This is a genomic window from Variovorax sp. KBS0712 (assembly GCF_006323185.2).
In the GTDB taxonomy this organism is placed as follows: Bacteria; Pseudomonadota; Gammaproteobacteria; order Burkholderiales; family Burkholderiaceae_C; genus Variovorax; species Variovorax boronicumulans.
Window position 1 is genome coordinate 198,226 of the sequence record NZ_VCCD02000005.1, and the last position, 19,168, is coordinate 217,393.

Consider the following 19,168-nt stretch of genomic DNA (forward strand, 5'->3'; position numbering starts at 1 on the left):
AATGGTTAAACCATCATCCCTATTTCGGGCAAGCCTCTCCACTTCAGGGGGAGGTGGGGGGACCGTCTTGTGCCGCAAGGGTCACGCAGGTGTCAGGCGATGCGACCGCGCCATGCGTGCGCGCATAGTCAACCAGATCCTTGGGATAGAACGGCAGGTCTCGGTAGCTGCTGTCGTCGATGTCCCAGAGGTAGGTCACCAGCCCGGCCTCGAAGGCCCAGTAGCCGAAGAAGCTCTGCGGTACCTTGTCGTGCAGGCCATGCCAGTAAGTCCCCTTCATGGAGGGATACCACTTTTTTAAGAACTCGGCGATAAACAGCGGGCGCTTTCGGGGTTCAGCTTCGATGGCCTTTAGCAGCAGCGGATGGGCTTTCAGGAAGCGCAGCATGCCCGTTGCATGAACTGTTGGTAGGCCCAGTTTCTCCAGCAGCGCTTCATACAAGGCATCTTTCCCGCGGTTCTCGGTCCGAGCTACTTCGAACAGTGCGACCACGCGTGGAACGAGGTCGTCGTGGTGCAACAGCTTGGCCAACGACAGCAAGGTCATGGCGTAGTGGTAGCCGTCGAGTTCTTCGAGGAAAACAGGCTCTGTCTGATAGATCGGGTGAGGCAGATTTTCGGCCTCGACAGCTTGAATCAAAGAAGGAAAAGCTCTCGCGATTTCCTGCATCGGGCTCCCTGCGGAATAGTCCCCAACGAACAAGGAAAATTTCGAACCGGCCAAGAAGCTGTGCCAGCGGGACCAAGCATTTTCATCCGCGGAGGCCAGATCATTTCTTAGATAGCCTTCAAGCTCCGCGACGTTTGCTCGGGTTGCGTTCACAAGAAGTAGATAAGGCTCCTCGTCCAAGAACCTCTCGCGTCGGGTCGAGTAGAAGTTGCTCATCTGTTCGCGCTCAAACTTTTCAATTCATCTTTTCGAAGTCGTCGCCACACTCCTTCAGTTCGGTAACAAGCTCATCGATATCCTGCGTATCGAAAAATTTCATCGTTGTGCTCATGACTCTTCATTCACAAGTCGTTCGCGACGCTTCGAGTAAGAACTACTCATAGCTCACCAGTCCAAACCGCGCATTTGACTTGAGTCTCAGAGCTTGGGCGCCGTTTGATCCGCACTCCATTGCCAGAAGGTTGCGCCGTAGCTGCTGCCCTCGATGACGGGCATGACCTCGTCCGCCTTGAAGTAGCGTCGGCTGCCCGCCTTGGCTGGCGTGAACCACCAGCCGGCCAGTGGGCAAGGCTCTCCACCTCGTGTGGAGACCGGAGGGCCGTCTTGTGCTGAAAGGGAAGCGCTGGTGTCAGGCGATGCGACCGCGCCATGCGTGCGCGCATAGTCAACCAGGTCCTTGGGATAGAACGGCAGGTCTCGGTAGCTGCTGTCGTCGATATCCCAGAGGTAGGTCACCAGCCCGGCCTCGAAGGCCCAGTAGCCGAAGAAGCTCTGCGGTACCTTGTCGTGCAGGCCATGCCAGTAAGTTCCCTTCATGGAGGGATACCACTTTTTTAGGAACTCGGCGATAAACAGCGGGCGCTTTCGGGGCTCAGCTTCGATGGCCTTTAGCAGCAGCGGATGGGCTTTCAGGAAGCGCAGCATGCCCGTTGCATGAACTGTTGGTAGGCCCAGTTTCTCCAGCAGCGCTTCATACAAGGCATCTTTCCCGCGGTTCTCGGCCCGAGCTACGTCGAACAGTGCGACCACGCGTGGAACAAGGTCGTCGTGGCGCAGCAGCTTGACCAACGACAGCAAAGTCATGGCGTAGTGGTAGCCATCGAGTTCTTCGAGGAAAACTGGTTCCGTGCGCTGTGTAGGGTGCGGAAGGGCAGATGGCTCCTGAGCTGCAAGCACATTCTCAAAAGAAAGCGCCAACTCGCCAATCGGCTCACCAGCTGAATAGTTCAAAACCAGCAATTCGAGCTTATTCGAGGCGATGAACCAGTTCCAACCATGCCACGCGAACTCGCCAGCATCCGCGAGTTCTTCGACCAACGAGCGTTGGTAGTCCTGGATCGATGCAGTCCTGCCTTTGGTCTGAACTACGTAGGGCTCTTCGTTCAAGAACCTCTCACGTCGGATCGAGTAGAAGTTGCTCATTTGTCCGCTCTTAAACTTTCCAATTCATTTTGTCGATATCGTAGCCACGCAATGCATAAGGTGGGAAGAAGGCCAGGCCCTTCATGCGCCTTCCACCTCGGGATTGCGCTACCTTCTTGTTCTTGGCATTTGCGGGCTGGCAACCATAGAGCCACCGAAGATACTGTGCTATTACGGATTTCAGCTTTGCAGGTGGTTGTCCTGTGACGGGATCGGGAGGGAAAACGGTGCTTTGCAGACGACTATTGATCCAGTTGCGACTCATTTGCTTCTGTCCCGTCGTCGTCGTCCCCAGCTTGTTCTTCCATTCAATGTCCTGAAGCTTGTTGCCCGACTTGACGTGATAGCCGAACTTGGCCTCCATCACCACAAAGCGCGGGAATGTGGCGGGCTTGCCCGTCACCGGGTTGAAGTCTGAATCGATATCGCCGAAGGGCTTGATGCTGCGGCTGACGGCCGCCTTCGCAATCTGCTCACCAGGTATCTCCACATCGAGTTCGTCCAATATCCAGCCCAGGCTGTTGGGAATGCCGTTGTAGTGCGGTGGCAGCAAGGTGCCACCGGTCACCACACTGGGCTCTTTTTCGAAGAGGCCATCGATGCCCTGGTCCGAGCCGAAGAACGCGCTGGTGTCGCGCTTGGATGTGTTTGGCGCTGGGAACAGACGCGAGTAGCCCATGAAGTTGATGAAGTAATTGTCCACGCAGCTCTCGCACAAGTTGCCGTTGATCTGCGCGTACATCCAGTCGAGCAATTTGTCGGGAATCTTGTCCAGCACCTTGGGGTTCGTGATGTTGGTCGCGGCGTTGTAGACCACATGCTGGAGCTTGGCAACGGCTGCAGCCACCCAGGTCTGGACCTGCTTGAGAGCGCCCGTCACCCAACCACTGATCTTGGCGTACCACTCGCTGATCACCTTGGACATCTTGGGCAGATAGCGCCCCACCGCAGCCCCGATCTTGTCGAATATCTGGCGCAGCAGCGAATTGATCTTGCCCGCGTAGGACGGAAAGTTCAGTCCCTTGAGGTATCCCAGGGTGTCGCCGGTACCCAGGAACCGCAGCATCGCCGCGCCTTCACCCGTCTCCAGCGCCGCGACCGCAAAGCGCATGTTGGCGAACTTCGGCAGCATCCGGTAGATCACCTTGCCGGCCCGTCCCACGTAGGGGATGCACAAGGCGGCAGCAGCCATGCCCAACTCCACCAGGGCACCCTTGGTTTCCTCCGCCGTGTCGTCCTTGGAGTCGACCAGCAACGCCAGGGCGCGCAACACGTCGCGGAAGTCCTCCAGAATCCAGATGGCGATCTGCTTGCCGATGGTCAGCGGATTGATCAGTTCGACAAGGCTGAGTATTTCAGCGAACAGGTCGGAGACCCAGTTGCCTTGCTCGCGCAGATAACTTTTCAACGCGTCGGAGCCATTGAAGCTCAGCTTGTCGAGCTCGATGGTCCAGTCATCCACGGTGTCCGCGGCACTGCGCGCGCCCTTGGCTGCCAGGTCCCGCACCCAATCGAACGCGTCGCTCAGGTAGGTGTGCGCATGCGCGTCTTCGAGACTGACCAATTCACCTCTGTCGCCGCTCATTTTTTGACTCCCTGTTCAACTTGATCCGCGAACGCCGCCGTGAGCGCGCTGCGCCATGCCGAGACGTCCGCTTGTGCCTTGTCTTTGGAATGCACGGAGGGGTCGATCGTCTTCACCTCCTCGTATTTCACCTTGACCGGACCCGGTGGCACGTTCTCCATTCGAGCATGCCCCTGTGCGTCCAAGTTGCCGCTGCGAACAGAACCATCTGAAAAGGTCGCGGTGTACTTGGCGCCTGCGACGGGGTCCAGATCGGCATAGTGATAAGTGAGTGCGATCCAGTTCTTGAGGTCCATCGCGTCGGACGGTAGTTGCGGCAACTCCACCGAACCCCGCCCCGGCCCCACAAAGCTCTTGCTCGTCCCCTTCACATCCAGCAGCCCCGGCATCTTCAAGGTGATGTTCGCCCCGTCCAGCTCGATGCTCGCCTGCCCCCCCTTGAGCGTGACCTTCTGCTGCGCCAGCACGTGAATCTCGTCATTGCTGCTGGTGACCGTAAAGCCTTCCTTGGCCAGCCATTCGAGCTCGTCGGTGTGCGCCTGCACGCTCACCGGCCCGTCCTGCGCGATGACCTGGATGCCGCCTTCGTGGCTGTACAGCCCCACGGATTTGGCGGCCACAAAGCTCACGGTCTTGCCCGCCGCGATGTGGGCCTGCGCCTGCGCAGTCCAGTGGATCGCCTCGCCCGCGTACACGGTCGCGCTCGCAGGCGTGGCCATGTTCAGGCTCATGGCCGCATCGAGCACCATGAGCGGCCGGGCGAAGGCGGGCACGGGGTCTTGCCCTTCGCGTGCGCCTGCGCCCTCTCCACCCTTGGGCTCGCGCGCGTCCTGCCCGTTGACGCTGCCGGGATAGTGCCCGTTCTTCTGCGGATCGATGTCGTCGATGAGCGGCTGCAGCAGCGCCGTGGCGCTTAGTGCAAGGGCCTTCGCACCTCCGGCCGCATCGGACAGCTTCTGCGCCTCGCGCAGCGCGCCCGCGAGCTGGCCGCGCACGCTGGTGGTGTCCTGCACGCTGCCCGCCGCACGCTCCTGGGCCAGCGTGGAGATCAGCAAGCCCTCACCAGCGCGCGTGGCGACCCAGGCGTCGGAGCGCAGCTCGGCGCCGCTGCCGCGCCAGGCGCCGCGGCTGCTCTCGTCGGGCGACTGGGCGTTGAGGTGGCCCAGGTTCAGCTGGCTCGCGGCGTGCGAGCTGGCCAGGCGGGTGCGCACCTGTCCGGGCGCATCGTCGGCGATCCACTGGTTGTAGCCGCTGCCGTCGAGCGCGCGGCTGTGCCAGCCCGAGAGCACGCCGGCGTGGTTGGCCGATGAATCGGTGCCGGCGGACCAGGGCGGCAGGTCCTGTCCGTTGTAGAGCTGCTGGGCGACTACCGGTCGGTCGATGTCGCCTTCGATGAAGGACACGAGCACTTCAGAACCCACGCGCGGCAGGTGATGTGCGCCCCAGTTCGGGCCGGCAACGGGCGCAGCCACGCGCAGCCAGACGGACTGGCGGTTGCTGGCGTGGCGACCGGCAGCGACCAGGCTGCCTTGTCCGTTGCCCGTCGACTGCTGCTGGCCCGCACGCTGGGCCTGCCAATGGAAACGCACCTGCACACGATGGTCGCGCTGGGTGTGGACAGCCGTCGGTGCCTCGTCGTCATCGCCGCCGACCACGAGCGCGACCATGGCCTCGGGGGCTGTGGGCTTGGGGCGCCACAGCGGCACGACCTGCGCCTCGGCCGGCTGCGCCTCGAAGCTGTTGCGGTAGCTGCCCTTCTCGAGTTCGCCGGCCTCGAGCACCTGCGCGGCCTGTGCGCCTAAGTTGTTGGCCGCTTCGTGGCGCACGCGCAGTGCGAGGAATCTGCGGCCGTCGTAGCGGTCGTGCTGCGTGAGCGTGAAGCGCTCGCCGGCACCGAGCTGTCGCACGCTGCCTGCGGCGCCGTAGCGCTTGATGCGCGATTCGAAGGCCACCAGCTGTTGTTCGGCGCGGCGGGCGGCGGTGGCGCTGTCGGCATAGCGCTGCGCGCCGGTGCCGTCGTAGTGCTCCAGTACGGGCACCTCGCCCATGGCCAGCGCGCTCTGCACCGCGCCGGTGGGGGCCTGCAGCACGCTGGCGTCCCAGGCGTTGCGCATGACGGCGTTGGTGGTGACCTGGCGCCGGCTGCTCCAGGCGGTGATGGCGTCGGTCGCTTCGGTGGCGTCGACGCGGTGGAAGCGGATCTGCGACAAGGCGCAGTCGGGCGGGGTTGCCGCGCGGTCGAAGATCACCAGGCGGTGGTGCGAGGGCGTGGTGTTGCCGCTTCCACTGCCCGTCGACTGTTGCTGCTCGTGCTCGAAGCGAAAGCTCAGGCCCTCTTCCGCCAGCAGGCGCAGCACGAAGGCCAGGTCCGACTCACGGTACTGCACGCAGGTGGGCCGCACGGGCATCTCCTGCGTGACTTCGAAGCTGAAGCTGGCGGTCGTGTGGTCGGCGAACACTTCGCTGACGATGTCCTGCACGTGCTTGGCGGCGTACACGAAGCTGTCGCGGCGCAAGCCCAGCGCAGCGAGCCAGGGTTGCAGGTGCAGCCGGTAGCGCGCCAGGCCGCCGTCACCACCCAGCGCATCGACGGCCGTGAGGTTGCCGTGCCAAGTGCGAAAGCTGCCGTTGGCCAGCAGCAGGCGCAGGCTCAGCTCTTCGCCGATCAGCGCGAACGGGTCGAACTCGCTCGAGGTGGCGAGGGTGTCGATGGTGAAGTCGAAGAGTTCGTTGAGGCCTTCGCTGCCGGTGAAGCGCTCGACGACGACGGCGTTCTGCGGTGCCGCCGCGGGCAGCTGCAGCTTGATGAGCCGCGCCTGCTCCGAGAGCCGCGCGACGTTCAGGCCTTCGAGCTTCCATGGCGTCGGCATGAAGCTGCTTGATGTGTCTGATGACATGGATATCCACCTCCCTGGTGTCAGTGCCGGTCGTGCCGGTCTTCGTTCGATGCATGGCCGCGCGCGATCTTCCCGCCCTGTCGGTTCAGGGGCTGGCCGATCGACATCGCGTGGACCGGAAAAATCCTAGTTCGCCAGCGTTGCATGTGCGTTTGCTGTGCCACAGCTGAATGTCATGACCGCAGGCGGCGGAAACACGGTGTTCGATCCGAACAGCCCGTAGCGCTTGGCATTGATCGTGACGGTCTGGGTGAACGAGCCTGTCAGCCCCAGACTGGACGCGGTCGGGTTCGTCTCATCGAAGCTCAGGCTTTGCGCAGAAAGGAACGGCTCTTTGGGAATATTGAGGACCACATGAATGGCGGTTGTCGGAATGGTTTCATTTCCAAGACGGATGCCGAACCAGCTGCGCGTCACGAACGTGGAGGACTTTTCCAGCCACGCGTCATGCACCGAGCAATCGCCAAAGGACGGTGCATCGAAACGAAGCTTCGCCAACAGCCTTCCCTGGGCCCGGCTCTCGTCGCTCGATACCGCGGTTGAAGTGTCGGAAGTGCTCGTGTTCACCCGATAGCCGCGGTACGCCACAGCCGATGCGATGAGGACTGCGACAACAACTGCGGCAAGTAGAGCGAATCGCTTCATAGGGCAAAAGAACGGCTGTGCAGCGCACAGGCCACACCGGCCGCACCCGCCAGCCGGACAATCTCTTCCACACTCAACGCCGGCCCGCCGGCCGCTGCAATGACCTGCGGCGGCAACTCCGGCAGCTTGCCCGAGCCGCTGGTGCGCAAGCTCTCGCCCGGTTGGATGGCCGGGCCGCCCTCTTCCATGTAGCGCCGGATGTGTTCCCACAGACGCCAGAGTGCAGCGTCTTCGTACCAACCGAGATAGCCGATCAAGGCGATGCCTTCCAGCTTGCGCGGGTTCCGGGCCTCGCCCCACAGCAGGCGCAGCACATGGGTGTCGCGGGCCGCCTCGCCGGTGAGTTGCATGACCTTGTAGCTGCGGGCCTGCAAATCGTCCCACGAGGTGGTGATCACGTTGTCGATGCCAACGCGCTCCCAGAAGCGCCAGAAGCGCAAGCGCCCCAACACGCAGATGCTGACTTCTCGGGTCTTGCGGTTGAAGACCACGGGAATGTCGCGGGGGGCAAGGTGGGACATCCGCAGGGCGAAGGAGAAGAAGAGGAAGCCCATGCCAAACATGATGAGACCAAAAGCCAATGGCTCTAGAAAATCGATCGCTCTCGGTGGGTTGCTCCAAGGACTCGGATCGTCGTAGGCAAACCATTTCAGCCAACTCTTCCAAGCAGCCCAAAACCAAGGAATCCCAAGACCCATGCAACCCAAGGAGAAGGCCGCAAAGGTATTCCCATTCCCCACCACTTCTCCGGTGCCCATAGGCGCTCCAACTTGAATCGCCTCCGGGTACACAGCCAACAGTGAGTCGCAGGTGCAGGCACTCTCGTGCACAGGCTGCTTTTTGTCCTCGGGTGCCACGCGCGTGATCGTCCCGTTGAGCATCGCGCGCAACGCGTCGCTGATATCGTCAAACTGCGTCTCCGGCCCTTGCCAATCCGGCAGCAGCACGTTGTATTCGGGTAGCTTTTTCATGTCACGCCGTCATCCCGTCACCGTCGGCATCGATTGATTTCTTGACAGCCGCTTGCGCCTGACTGGTGAAGATCGAGTGCACATCAGCTTGCACCCTAAGCCGCCGCATCGGCCGCACCCGCCAGCCGGGTAACCTCTTCCACACTCAACGCCGGACCACCGGCCGCTGCAATGACCTGCGGCGGCAACTCGGGCAGCTTGCCCGCACCGCTGGTGCGCAAGGTCTCGCCCGGTTGGATGGCCGGGCCGCCCTCTTCCATGTAGCGCCGGATGTGTTCCCACAGACGCCAGAGTGCAGCGTCTTCGTACCAACCGAGATAGCCGATCAAGGCAATGCCTTCCAGCTTGCGCGGGTTCCGGGCCTCGCCCCACAGCAGGCGCAGCACATGGGTGTCGCGGGCCGCCTCGCCGGTGAGTTGCATGACCTTGTAGCTGCGGGCCTGCAAATCGTCCCACGAGGTGGTGATCACGTTGTCGATGCCAACGCGCTCCCAGAAGCGCCAGAAGCGCAAGCGCCCCAGCATGCAGATGCTGACTTCTCGGGTCTTGCGATTGAAGACGATGGGGATATCTCGGGGAGCAAGGTGAGACATGCGAAGGGCAAAAGAAAACGCATAAAAACCAAGCAAGAACATTGCCGCGCTCAGCGCCCAGCCCAAGACATCAGCACCTCTTGGTGTCATCCATCCCCCCAAACCCATAAGCCCCACCGAAAAGAGAATGTAGGTATTTCCCGTCCCAATCACCTCTCCCGTACCCATGGGCGCGCCGATCTGAATCGCATCCGGATGCACTGCCAGCAACGAATCGCAGGTGCTCGCACTCTCGTGCACCGGCTTCCGCTTATCGTCAGGCGCCACGCGCGTGATCGTTCCATTGAGCATCGGACGCAGCGCTTCATCGATCTCGTCAAACTGCGTCTCCGGCCCTTGCCAATCCGGCAGCAGCACGTTGTATTCAGGTAGTTTCTTCATGTCAGTCAGTCATCGTCTGATCCACCACATAGTCTCCGCTGGTGGCGTCGACCAGCACCTGGACCTGGACCTGGGCTCGCGGGTAGAGCAACCCATCGGTGTCGATGGTGATGCGGGTGAAGTCGCCCTCATCACTGCGTTGCGGACGCTCGAGGCCCTTCAAGCTCAGCGCTGGCGCAGGCGGCACGCTGCGACCCAGCATGTAGACCAAAGTCGAGATGCCGTCGCGGCCGCCCAGCGTGATGCCGATGGTCCATTCAAGGCTGTCGCGCAATGCCTTTGGCATCCACAGCTTCAGTTCGACGGTCTTGTACAGACCGCTGTGGCCTTCGAACGGGTCTTTCATGAACAGCGCTCCCAGCCCGCCATTGGCACGCGACATGCCGGCCCCGGTCGTGGCCATGGTGTTCATGCCGTACTCGAATTCGACGCGGATGCCCATGAGCAGCTTGTTGAGTTCCTGCTGCTCGACTTCCAGGCTGCCCCATTTGGTATCGGCTCGGCCCCAAATGGTTTTGGCAGCCCATTCTTCAGTGGGCGTGTCTTGTAGCAGCATGGCGATGTAGCCGACACCGATGGCCAGGCCGATCAGAATCAGGCCCCAGCCGGTCCACGACAGGCCCAGCAGGCCGGCGCTGACCACCGAGCCGCTGATCTGCCCAGCAGCCATCAGCCCTGCGACCCCGGCGAGTCCGAAAAGAGCTGCGGAGACTCTGTATGCATTTGCGGCATCCTTGTCCGCCACCTCCGACCTTCGCACTGAATTAACCGCAGCCAAACCCGCATCGACAAACAATCCCATTGCCGACAACCTGCTCGCCATCAGCTTCAGCATGTTCGCCTTCGAAGCCCATGCACCGTTCACCTTGGCAACCTGCTCGGCAACTTCAAGGCTAGCGCCCGTGATGCCCAGGCCCGAGCCGGCCAGCCCAAACCACGCAGCTGTGCGCTGGTCTTGCGTGCCGTTCTCCAGCATCTTGATGGACTTGGCAATCGAGAATCCATGCAACACCGCGCCGGCTGCCGAGAAGGACGCTGCGCCGCCACTCATAACGGCTGCCGAGCCCTTGGCAAAACCGGAGAGCTGTGCCGCGGTCCAGCCGGCCGCACGGGTGGCCGCTTGCGTTGCCGGCGCGGTGGCGCTGCCGACCGCCCGCCCCGCCGCAGTGGCGACGTTGCCGGCAGAGCGGCCCGCCTGAGCGGCGGCGTTGGCGGCGGAGCGCCCTGCGACGGTGGCCTTTTTGGTGAGGTCGTCTGCCGATTCAGCCGTGAAGATCCACACATCGATCAGCGTGTTGAGACCGCGCGAATGCCCCGCCAGTGCCAAGCTCAGACCACCCGCCAGCGCCACGTTCTTGAGCTTGCCTGTGGCGGCGGTACCGGCCTTGTTGGCCGCGCCCGTTACGGCGCCCGCGCCCTGCGCCGCGCGGCGACCCAACTCGCCGCGCAGGCTCTCCCAGTACTTCACAGCCTCCGACAGGGTCATCTTGACCGTTTGCGCCATCGCGCCTGAAGGCCCTGCCGTGCCGGCGGTAATGCATTGCATGACGGCCGTGAGGAATTGCCGTGTCTTGACCGATGCCGGGTCCGTGCCTGTCGTGGCCATGCTGATCCCGCCCACGATGGTGATGAGCGGATGCGCCAGACCCGAGGCGGCGTTTTTCAGCAACGGCAAGCTGCTGACGACCTTGTCGTAGAACGGATACTTGGCAAGGAGGACCTGGCTGGCCAAGGGAGTTCCCTTGCCCGCGCTTGCATCTTTCAGAGCCTGTGCCGTTTCCTCGAACAACTTGAAGATGTTCTTGGTTTCCTTGTGGATCTTGGTGGGCTTGAATGCGTCGAAGAATGCCACCTGATTCCCAAGCAGCGCCCGAGTGAGCAGCGCCTGGCTGTCATGTGGGTTGTCAGAAGCAAAGGGCTTGTACCACTCGAGTCCCGTGGTGCTCATGTGCCCTCCCAACGTGATCTGTGCGACAGCATTGGCGTAGTGCAGGCCGTCGATGCGTTCGTTGAGGCCAAAGTCATGCTCGGTCACGAGCTTGCGCGCTGCCGAATTGAGCCACGCCCCGTGATCGGGCTCGATCTTCGAAAGAAGATCCTTGTCGGCCTTTGAAAGCCTGTCGAATTGCTCCAGGAAACTCCGGAAGGGGTACCTGCCACCCGATCCGAGCTTCTCAAGAACGTCATCTTTGAGGCCCGCGGTGTCGTGGTCGATCTCCCCCTCGTTGGGAAGCTCGATTTTTCCATTGATCGGGTCGGGGTAGGCGTCTACCCTCGACATCGGCCTTGCCTTGCGATTGCCTACCCAACGAGCTTCCGGCGGCAAGCTGCCGGCTGCTTTCTGCTTGCGGAAATCCTCGCTCGTGATGGCCTTGCCATTCAGGTGCGCCATGCCTGCTATGCGTCTCTTGGTCGCATCGCCTTGTGCATCGATTTCTTTCAGCAAGCCCTCGATGGTCAACGCCGTTTGAAGTCGCCACTGCCCCTGCTTTTTACCTTCCGAGTCCTTGTACTCGTTCAGCCACCGGGCTGCGCTGTTGCACTTGACCAGACGCATGTAGGCCGACTCGGAGGTCACACCAACGGCATCGGGAACGCTGACCATGTGCACATGGTCCATGGTGTATTGCCCCTGTGAAGCCCTCACCAGACGTTCGGCCGCTTGAAAAACGTCCAGTGCGCTTTCCGGCCGCACGCCGGCTTTGCCCGCCGCCCCCTTCTGCATGCTCAACGGGGGGAACGGCGTACCCAGCAAATCGTTGGGCTGCAGCTTCTCGTCGTAGTCCGCGACAAGCGTCAGGATGGTGCCCGTTGTCAGTGGCATCGACCGCTTGGCCGTCCCCTTCGAAGCCTCGATGAGAGTCATGCGTCTTTTTCGCAAGTCCTCTTTGGACGCGTACAGGTCTCGCACTGGCTGGGACCAGGGATGATCGCTGTAGCCCACCCACACAGAGCCCGCGAGCTTGGCCTCTGGAATCACGAGCAGCATCGCATTGGCATACGCTTCGGAGCGCTGGCACACAAAGCCACCTTCGCTGCTGGCACTGTTCGTGTAGGGCACGGCCTGCAGCGGGAAAGGACTGAGATACCCACCATCGCTGACACGAAAAATCTGCCAGCCTTTGTCGGCCTTCAATTGCGGCGTATGGGGCTTTTCATAGAAAACGACAACGAATCCCGCACGCAGCGTACGCATTGCGTAGCGGCTGTAGCTCAACGCCGCCTCCGCGGTGTGCCTGTCGAGCAGCGGCCGCGCCGCTTCCTGTTTGGGCTGCGCGTAACTACTTTCCGCGAGGCCGGGCCGTACGAGCAACACCGGCAATCCGGCTTTGGCGCACGCCGGGCAGCCGCCGGCAGTGCATCCGGGCGTGCCGGCAGCCGCCTTTTGCGCGCCCGCCGAATAGCTGGGGGCAGGTGTATCAGCCAAGTCGTTCTCCCTGTGTGGCCGGTTGAAGCTGCGACAGTCCGGCGTGGCGCTCCAACTCGGTCCGAATGGTGTTCCATCCCTCGGGGTCAGGCACGCCTTCGAGCGCCTGCGCCAGCGTGGCGTCACCGCGCAAGGCGCGAGCGATCAACGAGTGCACGGTCAGATGGGTGGTCAATTGCGGGTGGACCTGCAGGATGTAAGCCCCCAGCAAGACCCGGTCTTGCCGGTTCGACAATCCCGCGGAGATGGTCGCGGCAGTCGCCTCGGAGGCCTTCTGCAAGTAATCGGAGGGCAAGACGCCTGCGAACCGCTGCCACCCGCGCAGCAAATCCTGAACCGCTTCGTTGCGGGTTGCATGGGCCCACTGCTCGGCACTGAAGCCCACGCCCTCCTGCTTGGCATCGGAGGTGGCCTCGTAGCGCACAAGTTCGCCGCATCGGTCCAGGCTGTACCAGCAATGCACGGGCCCCAGAAGACCCGCTTGCTGGTTCGGTGTCAGTACAGGCCACATCCACTCGATGACCCGCCGATCGGCCCAGCGTATGAACTTGGGGTTGGTCTCACCGGGGAAGCCGCCCTGCATGCACCGGGCGAAATGTCGAGCCAATGCGTCTGCCGGTGCGTCAGTCAACAACCAGCCGCCCAAGACGAACCCTTGTTCGCCCTCCGCATCCGGGTCTTCCTGCTCGCTCAACGCCAAGGCCAGGCTCGCCTTCAGCAGATGCGTGTCGTGCGGATGCAGGCGAATCAATCGAGGGCGCTGTTCGGGCTTCAACAACGGGTGACGAACAGGAACGGTCCAGGTTTCGCGCGGCTCCGCCTGCAACAGGTCCTCGGAGAAGGGCTCGCGCAACATGGGGTCGACCAGCAGGTAGGCGGACAAGGCATCGTCCGCCTGCAGTGCCTCCCCCAACTGCCGAACAAGGTTTTCGAACATCTGTCCCCGGCCTCAGAGGGTGACGGCGCCGCTGGCTGCGGCATCGTTTTGCTTGGGACATGGCTGTGCTTCCGCCTTGCCCACGCTGTTGCTCGCACTGTCCCCCATCGGCCCCACGAAGTTGTGCATCCCCCTGAACGTCACCTTCCCCGGCGCATGGATCTTGATGCTCGATCCCTCCAGCCTGATGTACGCCCCCGCGCTGGTCAGCAGCACGTGTTTCGGCGCTTCCACGACCACGTCCTTCGCCGTGCTGGCGATCGTCACCTTCTTGTCCGCCGCGATCTTCGTGGCGCCGGTCTGGCTCTGCAGGCTCACCTTGCCGCTGGCCGCATGCAGCGTTATGCCGCGCTCCTGGTTCGGCTCGCCGCCTTCACCGGCCTTCGCGCCCACCGTGTACAGGCTCACGCCGCTGGCCACGCTCAGGGCGATCTGACCTTGCGCGGGCAGGTCGACATCCTGGCTCGCGACGATCGCGGTGTGCTGTCCGCTCACGGCGATCACTTCCTTCGGCGTGACGAAGCCGATGCCCATGGGCGCGCTGAACTGCAGGTGCGGCTCGCTGTAGGCGGTGACGCTGCCGTGGCCGCCTTCGGTGGCCTTGATCTCGCCGCCGCCCGATCCGTTGCTTGATGCCGCAGCACCGCCCTCCTGCTTCGCCTCCAGCACCTCGGCCACATGCTTCAGCGCGGCGATCGCCGGCAGCTCGGCCGGAGCACCTTCACCCTTGATCTGCGCCTTCTGCGTCTGCGCACTCTGGGCGAGTGAAGTGGCGAGCTCTTCCGCCTGTTTCGTCTGTTGCTGCGCTTCGCGGCTGGCCATGAACGCGCCCTTGGCGTTCGGCTGGGCATAGGCGCTCACGAGCAGGCCCGCGCCGGCGCGGATGGCGCCTTGCGCGGTGGTGGCCAGTTCGGCGCCGTGGCCGCGGCCCTTGCCGCGGGCGTTGTCGTCCTGCTGCTTGTGGTGGCCCAGGTGCAGGCGGCTGCTGGCCTGGGTGGTGGCCAGGCTGGTGCTGCCCTGGCCGGGGGTGTCGTCGAAGACGAGCTGGTTGTAGCCCCCGTCGCCGCTCTGGCTGGCGCTCAGTTCCTGGGTCTTGATGCCGCTGAAGACGGCGTTGTGCGCGTGCTCCTTGGCGCCCTTGCCTTCGCCGGCGAACCACGCAGGCGCGTTGCCGGTGGACTGGGCGGCGCCCGCGGGTTTCTGGTTGTGCTGGGCGTCGACCTGGCCGGCACCGTTGTACAGCGCGGCGACGACCACGGGGCGGTCGATGTCGCCGTGGTGGAACTCCACCAGCACTTCCTGGCCCACGCGCGGCAAACTCATCTGGCCCCAGTTGTCGCCGGCGGCGCTGGCGGCCACGCGCACCCAGGCGCCCAGGCGGTCGGCGGCGGGCGCGTTGTCCTGGCCGTCGGTGCGCGACTGGCGTGCGCTCGACGCACTGCCGCGCTGCCAGTGGAACTGCACCTTGATGCGGTGGTCGCGGTCGGTGTGCACCGGCGCATCGGCACCGCCCACGCCGATGACGATGGCGCTCTGGCTGCCGTGCACGCTGGGCTTGGGATGGATGCGCTGGCCGTGGCCGTCCAGGCTCAGCGGCCGGTAGGGGATGGCCGCGCGCACGGTGGTGAACTCGTTGCGGTAGTGGGTGATGGCGTCTGCGGTCGTGTCGCCGTTGCCACTGTCGAACACGGTCGCGATGTCGGGCAGGCCCAGCCGCTCGCCGATGCCGGTCTTCAGGTCTTCGTCGAAGTTGTTGCGCGCGATGTGGCGCACGGCAAGCACGGCGAAGCGGCGGTCCTGCTCGCCGTCCTTGTCATGCTGCTCGTGCCCGCTCAGCGTGAAGGTGGTGGCCGGGGCCAGGGTGCGCACGGCGCTGCGGCCTTCGAAGCGCTTGTTGCGCAGCTCCAGCGCCTGCAGGGCGTTGGCGAGCAGGCGCTCGCCTTGTGCACTGGTCTCCCAGCCGTAGGCGCCGGGGTCGTCGCTCCAGTGCAGCGTGCGCTGGCCCGCGGCGCGGCTTTGCTGTTGCACGGGGCGGGCGTTCACGCTCTTGTAGTCCCAGCTTTGCTGCGCGAGGCTGTTGGTCTGCAGCTGGCGGTGGCCGCGCCACTGCTGGATGGTGTCCTCGCGCTCGCTGGCATCGGCGCGGTGGAAGCGGATGGTGGGTTGGGCGTTGGCGCGGAAGGCGCCGTTGTGATCGGCGATGACGAGGGTGTGGCTGCCCAGCGCACCGTCCTTGCCCGTGGCGTGTTCGAACCAGTAGCACAGGCCCTCTTCGGCGAGCAGCCGCGCGACGAAGTCGAAGTCGCTCTCCTGGTACTGGGTGGTGATGCCGCGCACGGGGTAGATGTCGCGCTGGGCGATCTCCCAGCGCCACTGGGGCACGAGCTGGCCCTGGCTCTGGTAGCGCCCGAACACGGCGTCGACGATGTCGAACACGTTCTGGTGCTGGAACAGGCAGCTGTCCTGGCGGTAACGCAGGAAGGCCATCCAGGGTTCGATGACGAGCCGGTAGCGCGCCATGCCGCCGTTGCTCGACACGCACTCGGCCTCGCTCACATGGCCGTGGAAGGGGCGCAGCTCGGTGCGGCTTTGCGCGGTCTGCAGATCGAGCCGCACGCCCTGCCCGATGAGGGTCTTGAGTTCGATGTGCGCGTCGTCGCTCAGCGCGGTGAGTTCGAAGCGAAAGCCACCGCCGTCGATGCACTCCACGCCGTCCAGGCGCTCGGCCAGCAGCTTGTTCTCGCCCAGCGGCGTGTGCAGCACCAGCAGGCGATCGCGCTGCGTGGTGCCCGCGCGCATGAGCCCGCCGAGCGAGGCCGATGTGAAGGTCGTCGTCATTGTTTTTGTTCTCCCGTGGGCACGCGCGGCGGCTGCGCCTAGGTGATCCGGTAGCGGAACTCGCCGCCCTTGCCGCAGCTGGCCTTGATCTTCGCCAGCGGCGTCTCGTCGGCCATGCGCGTGAGCACGGCCTCGGCGATCTCGGGCAGCAAGGTGCCGTTGAGGATGTGGTCGACGTTGCGCGCGCCCGAGTCGACCTCGGTGCAGCGCGCCAGCACGGCCTCGACCAGCGCGTCGTCCCACTCGAACACGGCCTTGTGGTTGGTCGCGATGCGGTCGCGGATGCGGCCGAGCTTGAGCGCGATGATCTGCTCGAGCACCGCGTCGGTGATCGGATAGAACGGCGCCACCTTCATGCGACCGAGAAAGGCCGGCTTGAAGGCCTTCATGAGCACCGGGCGCAGGGCGTCGGCCAGCGCGTCGGGCGCGGGGCGCTCCTCGTCGGCCTTGTTGAGGCACGCCTGCATGATCTGCGACGAACCGATGTTCGAGGTGAGGATGATCAGCGTGTTGCGGAAGTCGATCTCGCGGCCCTCGGCGTCGTCCATCATGCCCTTGTCGAACACCTGGAAGAACATCTCGAGCACGTCGGGGTGGGCCTTCTCGACCTCGTCGAGCAACACTACGCTGTAGGGCTGGCGGCGCACGGCTTCCGTCAGCACGCCGCCTTCGCCATAGCCCACGTAGCCGGGCGGCGAACCCTTCAGGCCCGAGACGCTGTGCGCCTCCTGGTACTCGCTCATGTTGATGGTGATGAGCTTCTTCTCGCCGCCGTACAGGATGTCGGCCAGAGCGAGCGCGGTCTCGGTCTTGCCCACGCCCGAGGGGCCGACGAACATGAACACGCCGCGCGGCTTGTTGGGGTCTTCCAGGCGCGCGCTCGCGGTGCGCACGCGCTGGGCCACGGCGGCGAGCGCGTGGTCCTGGCCGATGACGCGCTCGGCCAGCAACGTGTCGAGGCTGCGCACGGTCTTGATCTCGTCCTTGACCATGCGGCCCAGCGGCACGCCGGTCCAGGCCGAGACGATCTCGGCGACGACGTGGCCATCGACCTGCAGCGGCACCATCGGCGTGGTGCCTTGCAGTGCGCGCAGTTCGGCCAGCAGGGCATCGAGTTCATCGCGCGCGGGGTCGGCAGCGGCAGCCACTTTCTTGCGGCTGGCGGCGCGAGCCGGTGCCTTCTCCGCCACGGCGGGTGCGGCCTCGGGCTGCTGCGCGGCCGACTCGTCGCGTTGTGCACGCAGCGCGCGGATGCGTTCGACCAGCGCGTTCTCTTCGGCCAGGCGTTGCTGGCTCGCGGCCAGCTCGGCCTGCAGTGCGCTCTTCTTTTCCGCCAGTTCGGCCAAGCGCGCTTCATGGCGCCCGCCGGCCGCGGTGTCGCGCACCAGCGCGGCGCTCTCGGCCTCGATGCGTTCGAGGCCGCGGTTCGCCTCTTCGATCAGCGCCGGCGTCGCGCTCTGGCCGAGCGCGACTTTCGCGCAGGCCGTGTCGAGCACGCTCACCGCCTTGTCGGGCAGTTGCCGCCCGCTGATGTAGCGGTGCGACAGGCGCACGGCCTCGGTGATGGCTTCGTCGAGCACGCGGATGTTGAAGTGCTTCTCCATCAGCGGCACCATGCCGCGCAGCATCGCGGCGGCCAGCGTTTCGCTGGGCTCCTCGACCTTCACGACCTGGAAGCGCCGCGCGAGCGCCGCGTCCTTCTCGAAGTATTTCTTGTACTCGCCCCAGGTGGTGGCGGCGATGGTGCGCAGCTCGCCGCGCGCGAGCGCGGGCTTGAGCAGGTTGGCCGCATCGCTCTGCCCGGCCTGGCCGCCCGCGCCGATCATGGTGTGGGCCTCGTCGATGAAGAGCACGATCGGGTGCGGGCTCTTCTTCACTTCGGCGATCACGTTCTTCAGGCGGTTCTCGAACTCGCCCTTCACGCTCGCGCCGGCCTGCAGCAGGCCCATGTCCAGCGTGTGCAGCGCCACGGCGCGCAGCGACTCGGGCACGTCCTGCGCGGCGATGCGCAGTGCCAGCCCTTCGACCACGGCCGTCTTGCCGACGCCGGCCTCGCCCGTGAGGATGGGGTTGTTCTGGCGCCGGCGCATCAGGATGTCGATGACCTGGCGGATCTCGGTGTCGCGGCCGATGACCGGGTCGAGCGCGCCGTCCTTCGCGCGCTGCGTGAGGTTGGTGGTGAACTGGTCGAGCGCGGGCGTCTTGCCCGGCACGCCCGCGGCCAACGGGTCGGCCGGCGCTTGCTGCGCATCGCCTTCGGCGGCTTCGCCCGAGGCGCCGGCTTCCGCCGCTTCGCTCGACCCGTCGGTGAGCTTGTCGAAATCGTGCTTCAGGTCTTCGAGGCGGATCTTCGCGAACAGCGGCGAGCCGCGCTGCGCCAGCTGCGCGAGGTCGGGCTGCGTGAGCAGTGCGAGCAGCAGGTGGCCCGAGCGGATCTGTGCCGCGTGCGCGTCGAGCGAAGCCAGCAGCCATGCCTGCTGGAACAGCTGCTGCAGGTGCTGCGAGAACACCGGCGTGCGCGTGTTGCCGTTCTTGAAGGTCTGGATCTCGCGCTCCAGGTCCGACTGGATCGCGGTGGCGCTGATGCGGTTGGCGCGCAGCACGCGCGCGAGGTCGTTGTCGGTCTGCTCCAGCAGCGCCAGGAACAGGTGCTCCAGGTCGACCTCGTAGTGGCCGTGGGCCAGGCACAGGTTGGCGGCGCGCTGCGTGGCCATGCGGGCGCTGGCGTTGAGCTTGGTGATCAGTGTCTTCAGCGAGGTGCTCATGAGCGGTGGTGTTCTTCTGTCGGTCGTGTTCGTTGAA

At 64.3% G+C, this 19,168-nt stretch carries 11 protein-coding genes; all 11 read right to left on the minus strand.

The window, feature by feature from the left end:
• Positions 1–43: 43 nt before the first annotated feature.
• Positions 44–886 carry a PoNe immunity protein domain-containing protein gene (locus FFI97_RS31655; RefSeq protein WP_139700629.1) on the minus strand — a complete coding sequence of 281 codons (843 nt, stop codon included), beginning with the start codon at positions 884–886 and terminating at the stop codon, positions 44–46.
• A gap of 201 nt (positions 887–1,087) precedes the next feature.
• Positions 1,088–2,092, minus strand: coding sequence for a PoNe immunity protein domain-containing protein (locus FFI97_RS31660; protein WP_139700631.1), 1,005 nt, complete (start codon positions 2,090–2,092; stop codon positions 1,088–1,090).
• 10 nt (positions 2,093–2,102) lie between these two features.
• Positions 2,103–3,677 (minus strand): hypothetical protein, encoded by a 1,575-nt coding sequence (locus tag FFI97_RS31665; protein ID WP_139700633.1) that lies wholly within the window; start codon positions 3,675–3,677, stop codon positions 2,103–2,105.
• The gene (locus tag FFI97_RS31670) at positions 3,674–6,547 is read right to left on the minus strand and encodes a type VI secretion system Vgr family protein (RefSeq protein ID WP_185993764.1); all 2,874 of its coding nucleotides are present in this window, start codon (positions 6,545–6,547) and stop codon (positions 3,674–3,676) included. Before FFI97_RS31670 ends, FFI97_RS31665 begins: the two co-directional genes overlap by 4 nt.
• 153 nt (positions 6,548–6,700) lie before the next feature.
• Complete coding sequence (locus FFI97_RS31675) at positions 6,701–7,219, minus strand: hypothetical protein (RefSeq protein WP_139700637.1); 519 nt, start codon at positions 7,217–7,219, stop codon at positions 6,701–6,703.
• Positions 7,216–8,190, minus strand: a complete 975-nt coding sequence (locus FFI97_RS34215) for a DUF6708 domain-containing protein (RefSeq protein WP_260685240.1) — start codon at positions 8,188–8,190, stop codon at positions 7,216–7,218. The genes FFI97_RS31675 and FFI97_RS34215 overlap by 4 nt, the downstream gene beginning before the upstream one ends.
• 95 nt (positions 8,191–8,285) lie before the next feature.
• A complete protein-coding gene (locus FFI97_RS34220; RefSeq protein ID WP_260685241.1) occupies positions 8,286–9,164 on the minus strand; it encodes a DUF6708 domain-containing protein in 879 nt (292 codons plus the stop codon).
• Between the two features lies 1 nt (position 9,165).
• Entirely contained in the window at positions 9,166–12,591 is a 3,426-nt protein-coding gene (locus tag FFI97_RS31690; RefSeq protein WP_139700640.1) for a T6SS effector BTH_I2691 family protein, read from the minus strand.
• Positions 12,584–13,528 (minus strand): DUF4123 domain-containing protein, encoded by a 945-nt coding sequence (locus tag FFI97_RS31695; RefSeq protein ID WP_139700643.1) that lies wholly within the window; start codon positions 13,526–13,528, stop codon positions 12,584–12,586. Before FFI97_RS31695 ends, FFI97_RS31690 begins: the two co-directional genes overlap by 8 nt.
• A gap of 12 nt (positions 13,529–13,540) precedes the next feature.
• Positions 13,541–16,366 carry a type VI secretion system Vgr family protein gene (locus FFI97_RS31700; protein WP_139700644.1) on the minus strand — a complete coding sequence of 942 codons (2,826 nt, stop codon included), beginning with the start codon at positions 16,364–16,366 and terminating at the stop codon, positions 13,541–13,543.
• A 38-nt stretch (positions 16,367–16,404) separates the two neighbouring features.
• On the minus strand, positions 16,405–19,131 hold the full coding sequence (gene tssH, locus FFI97_RS31705; protein ID WP_139700646.1) for a type VI secretion system ATPase TssH: 2,727 nt from the start codon (positions 19,129–19,131) through the stop codon (positions 16,405–16,407).
• Positions 19,132–19,168: the final 37 nt, after the last annotated feature.

Excerpts from the sequence above, each read along its gene's own strand:
- FFI97_RS31695 (WP_139700643.1), bottom strand. The coding sequence starts at position 13,528 with ATGTTCGAAAACCTTGTTCGGCAGTTGGGGGAGGCACTGCAGGCGGAC.
- FFI97_RS31670 (WP_185993764.1), bottom strand. The coding sequence starts at position 6,547 with ATGCCGACGCCATGGAAGCTCGAAGGCCTGAACGTCGCGCGGCTCTCG.
- FFI97_RS31700 (WP_139700644.1), bottom strand. The coding sequence starts at position 16,366 with ATGACGACGACCTTCACATCGGCCTCGCTCGGCGGGCTCATGCGCGCG.
- FFI97_RS31660 (WP_139700631.1), bottom strand. The coding sequence starts at position 2,092 with ATGAGCAACTTCTACTCGATCCGACGTGAGAGGTTCTTGAACGAAGAG.
- FFI97_RS31655 (WP_139700629.1), bottom strand. The coding sequence starts at position 886 with ATGAGCAACTTCTACTCGACCCGACGCGAGAGGTTCTTGGACGAGGAG.
- tssH (WP_139700646.1), bottom strand. The coding sequence starts at position 19,131 with ATGAGCACCTCGCTGAAGACACTGATCACCAAGCTCAACGCCAGCGCC.
- FFI97_RS34215 (WP_260685240.1), bottom strand. The coding sequence starts at position 8,190 with ATGAAAAAGCTACCCGAATACAACGTGCTGCTGCCGGATTGGCAAGGG.
- FFI97_RS31675 (WP_139700637.1), bottom strand. The coding sequence starts at position 7,219 with ATGAAGCGATTCGCTCTACTTGCCGCAGTTGTTGTCGCAGTCCTCATC.
- FFI97_RS34220 (WP_260685241.1), bottom strand. The coding sequence starts at position 9,164 with ATGAAGAAACTACCTGAATACAACGTGCTGCTGCCGGATTGGCAAGGG.
- FFI97_RS31665 (WP_139700633.1), bottom strand. The coding sequence starts at position 3,677 with ATGAGCGGCGACAGAGGTGAATTGGTCAGTCTCGAAGACGCGCATGCG.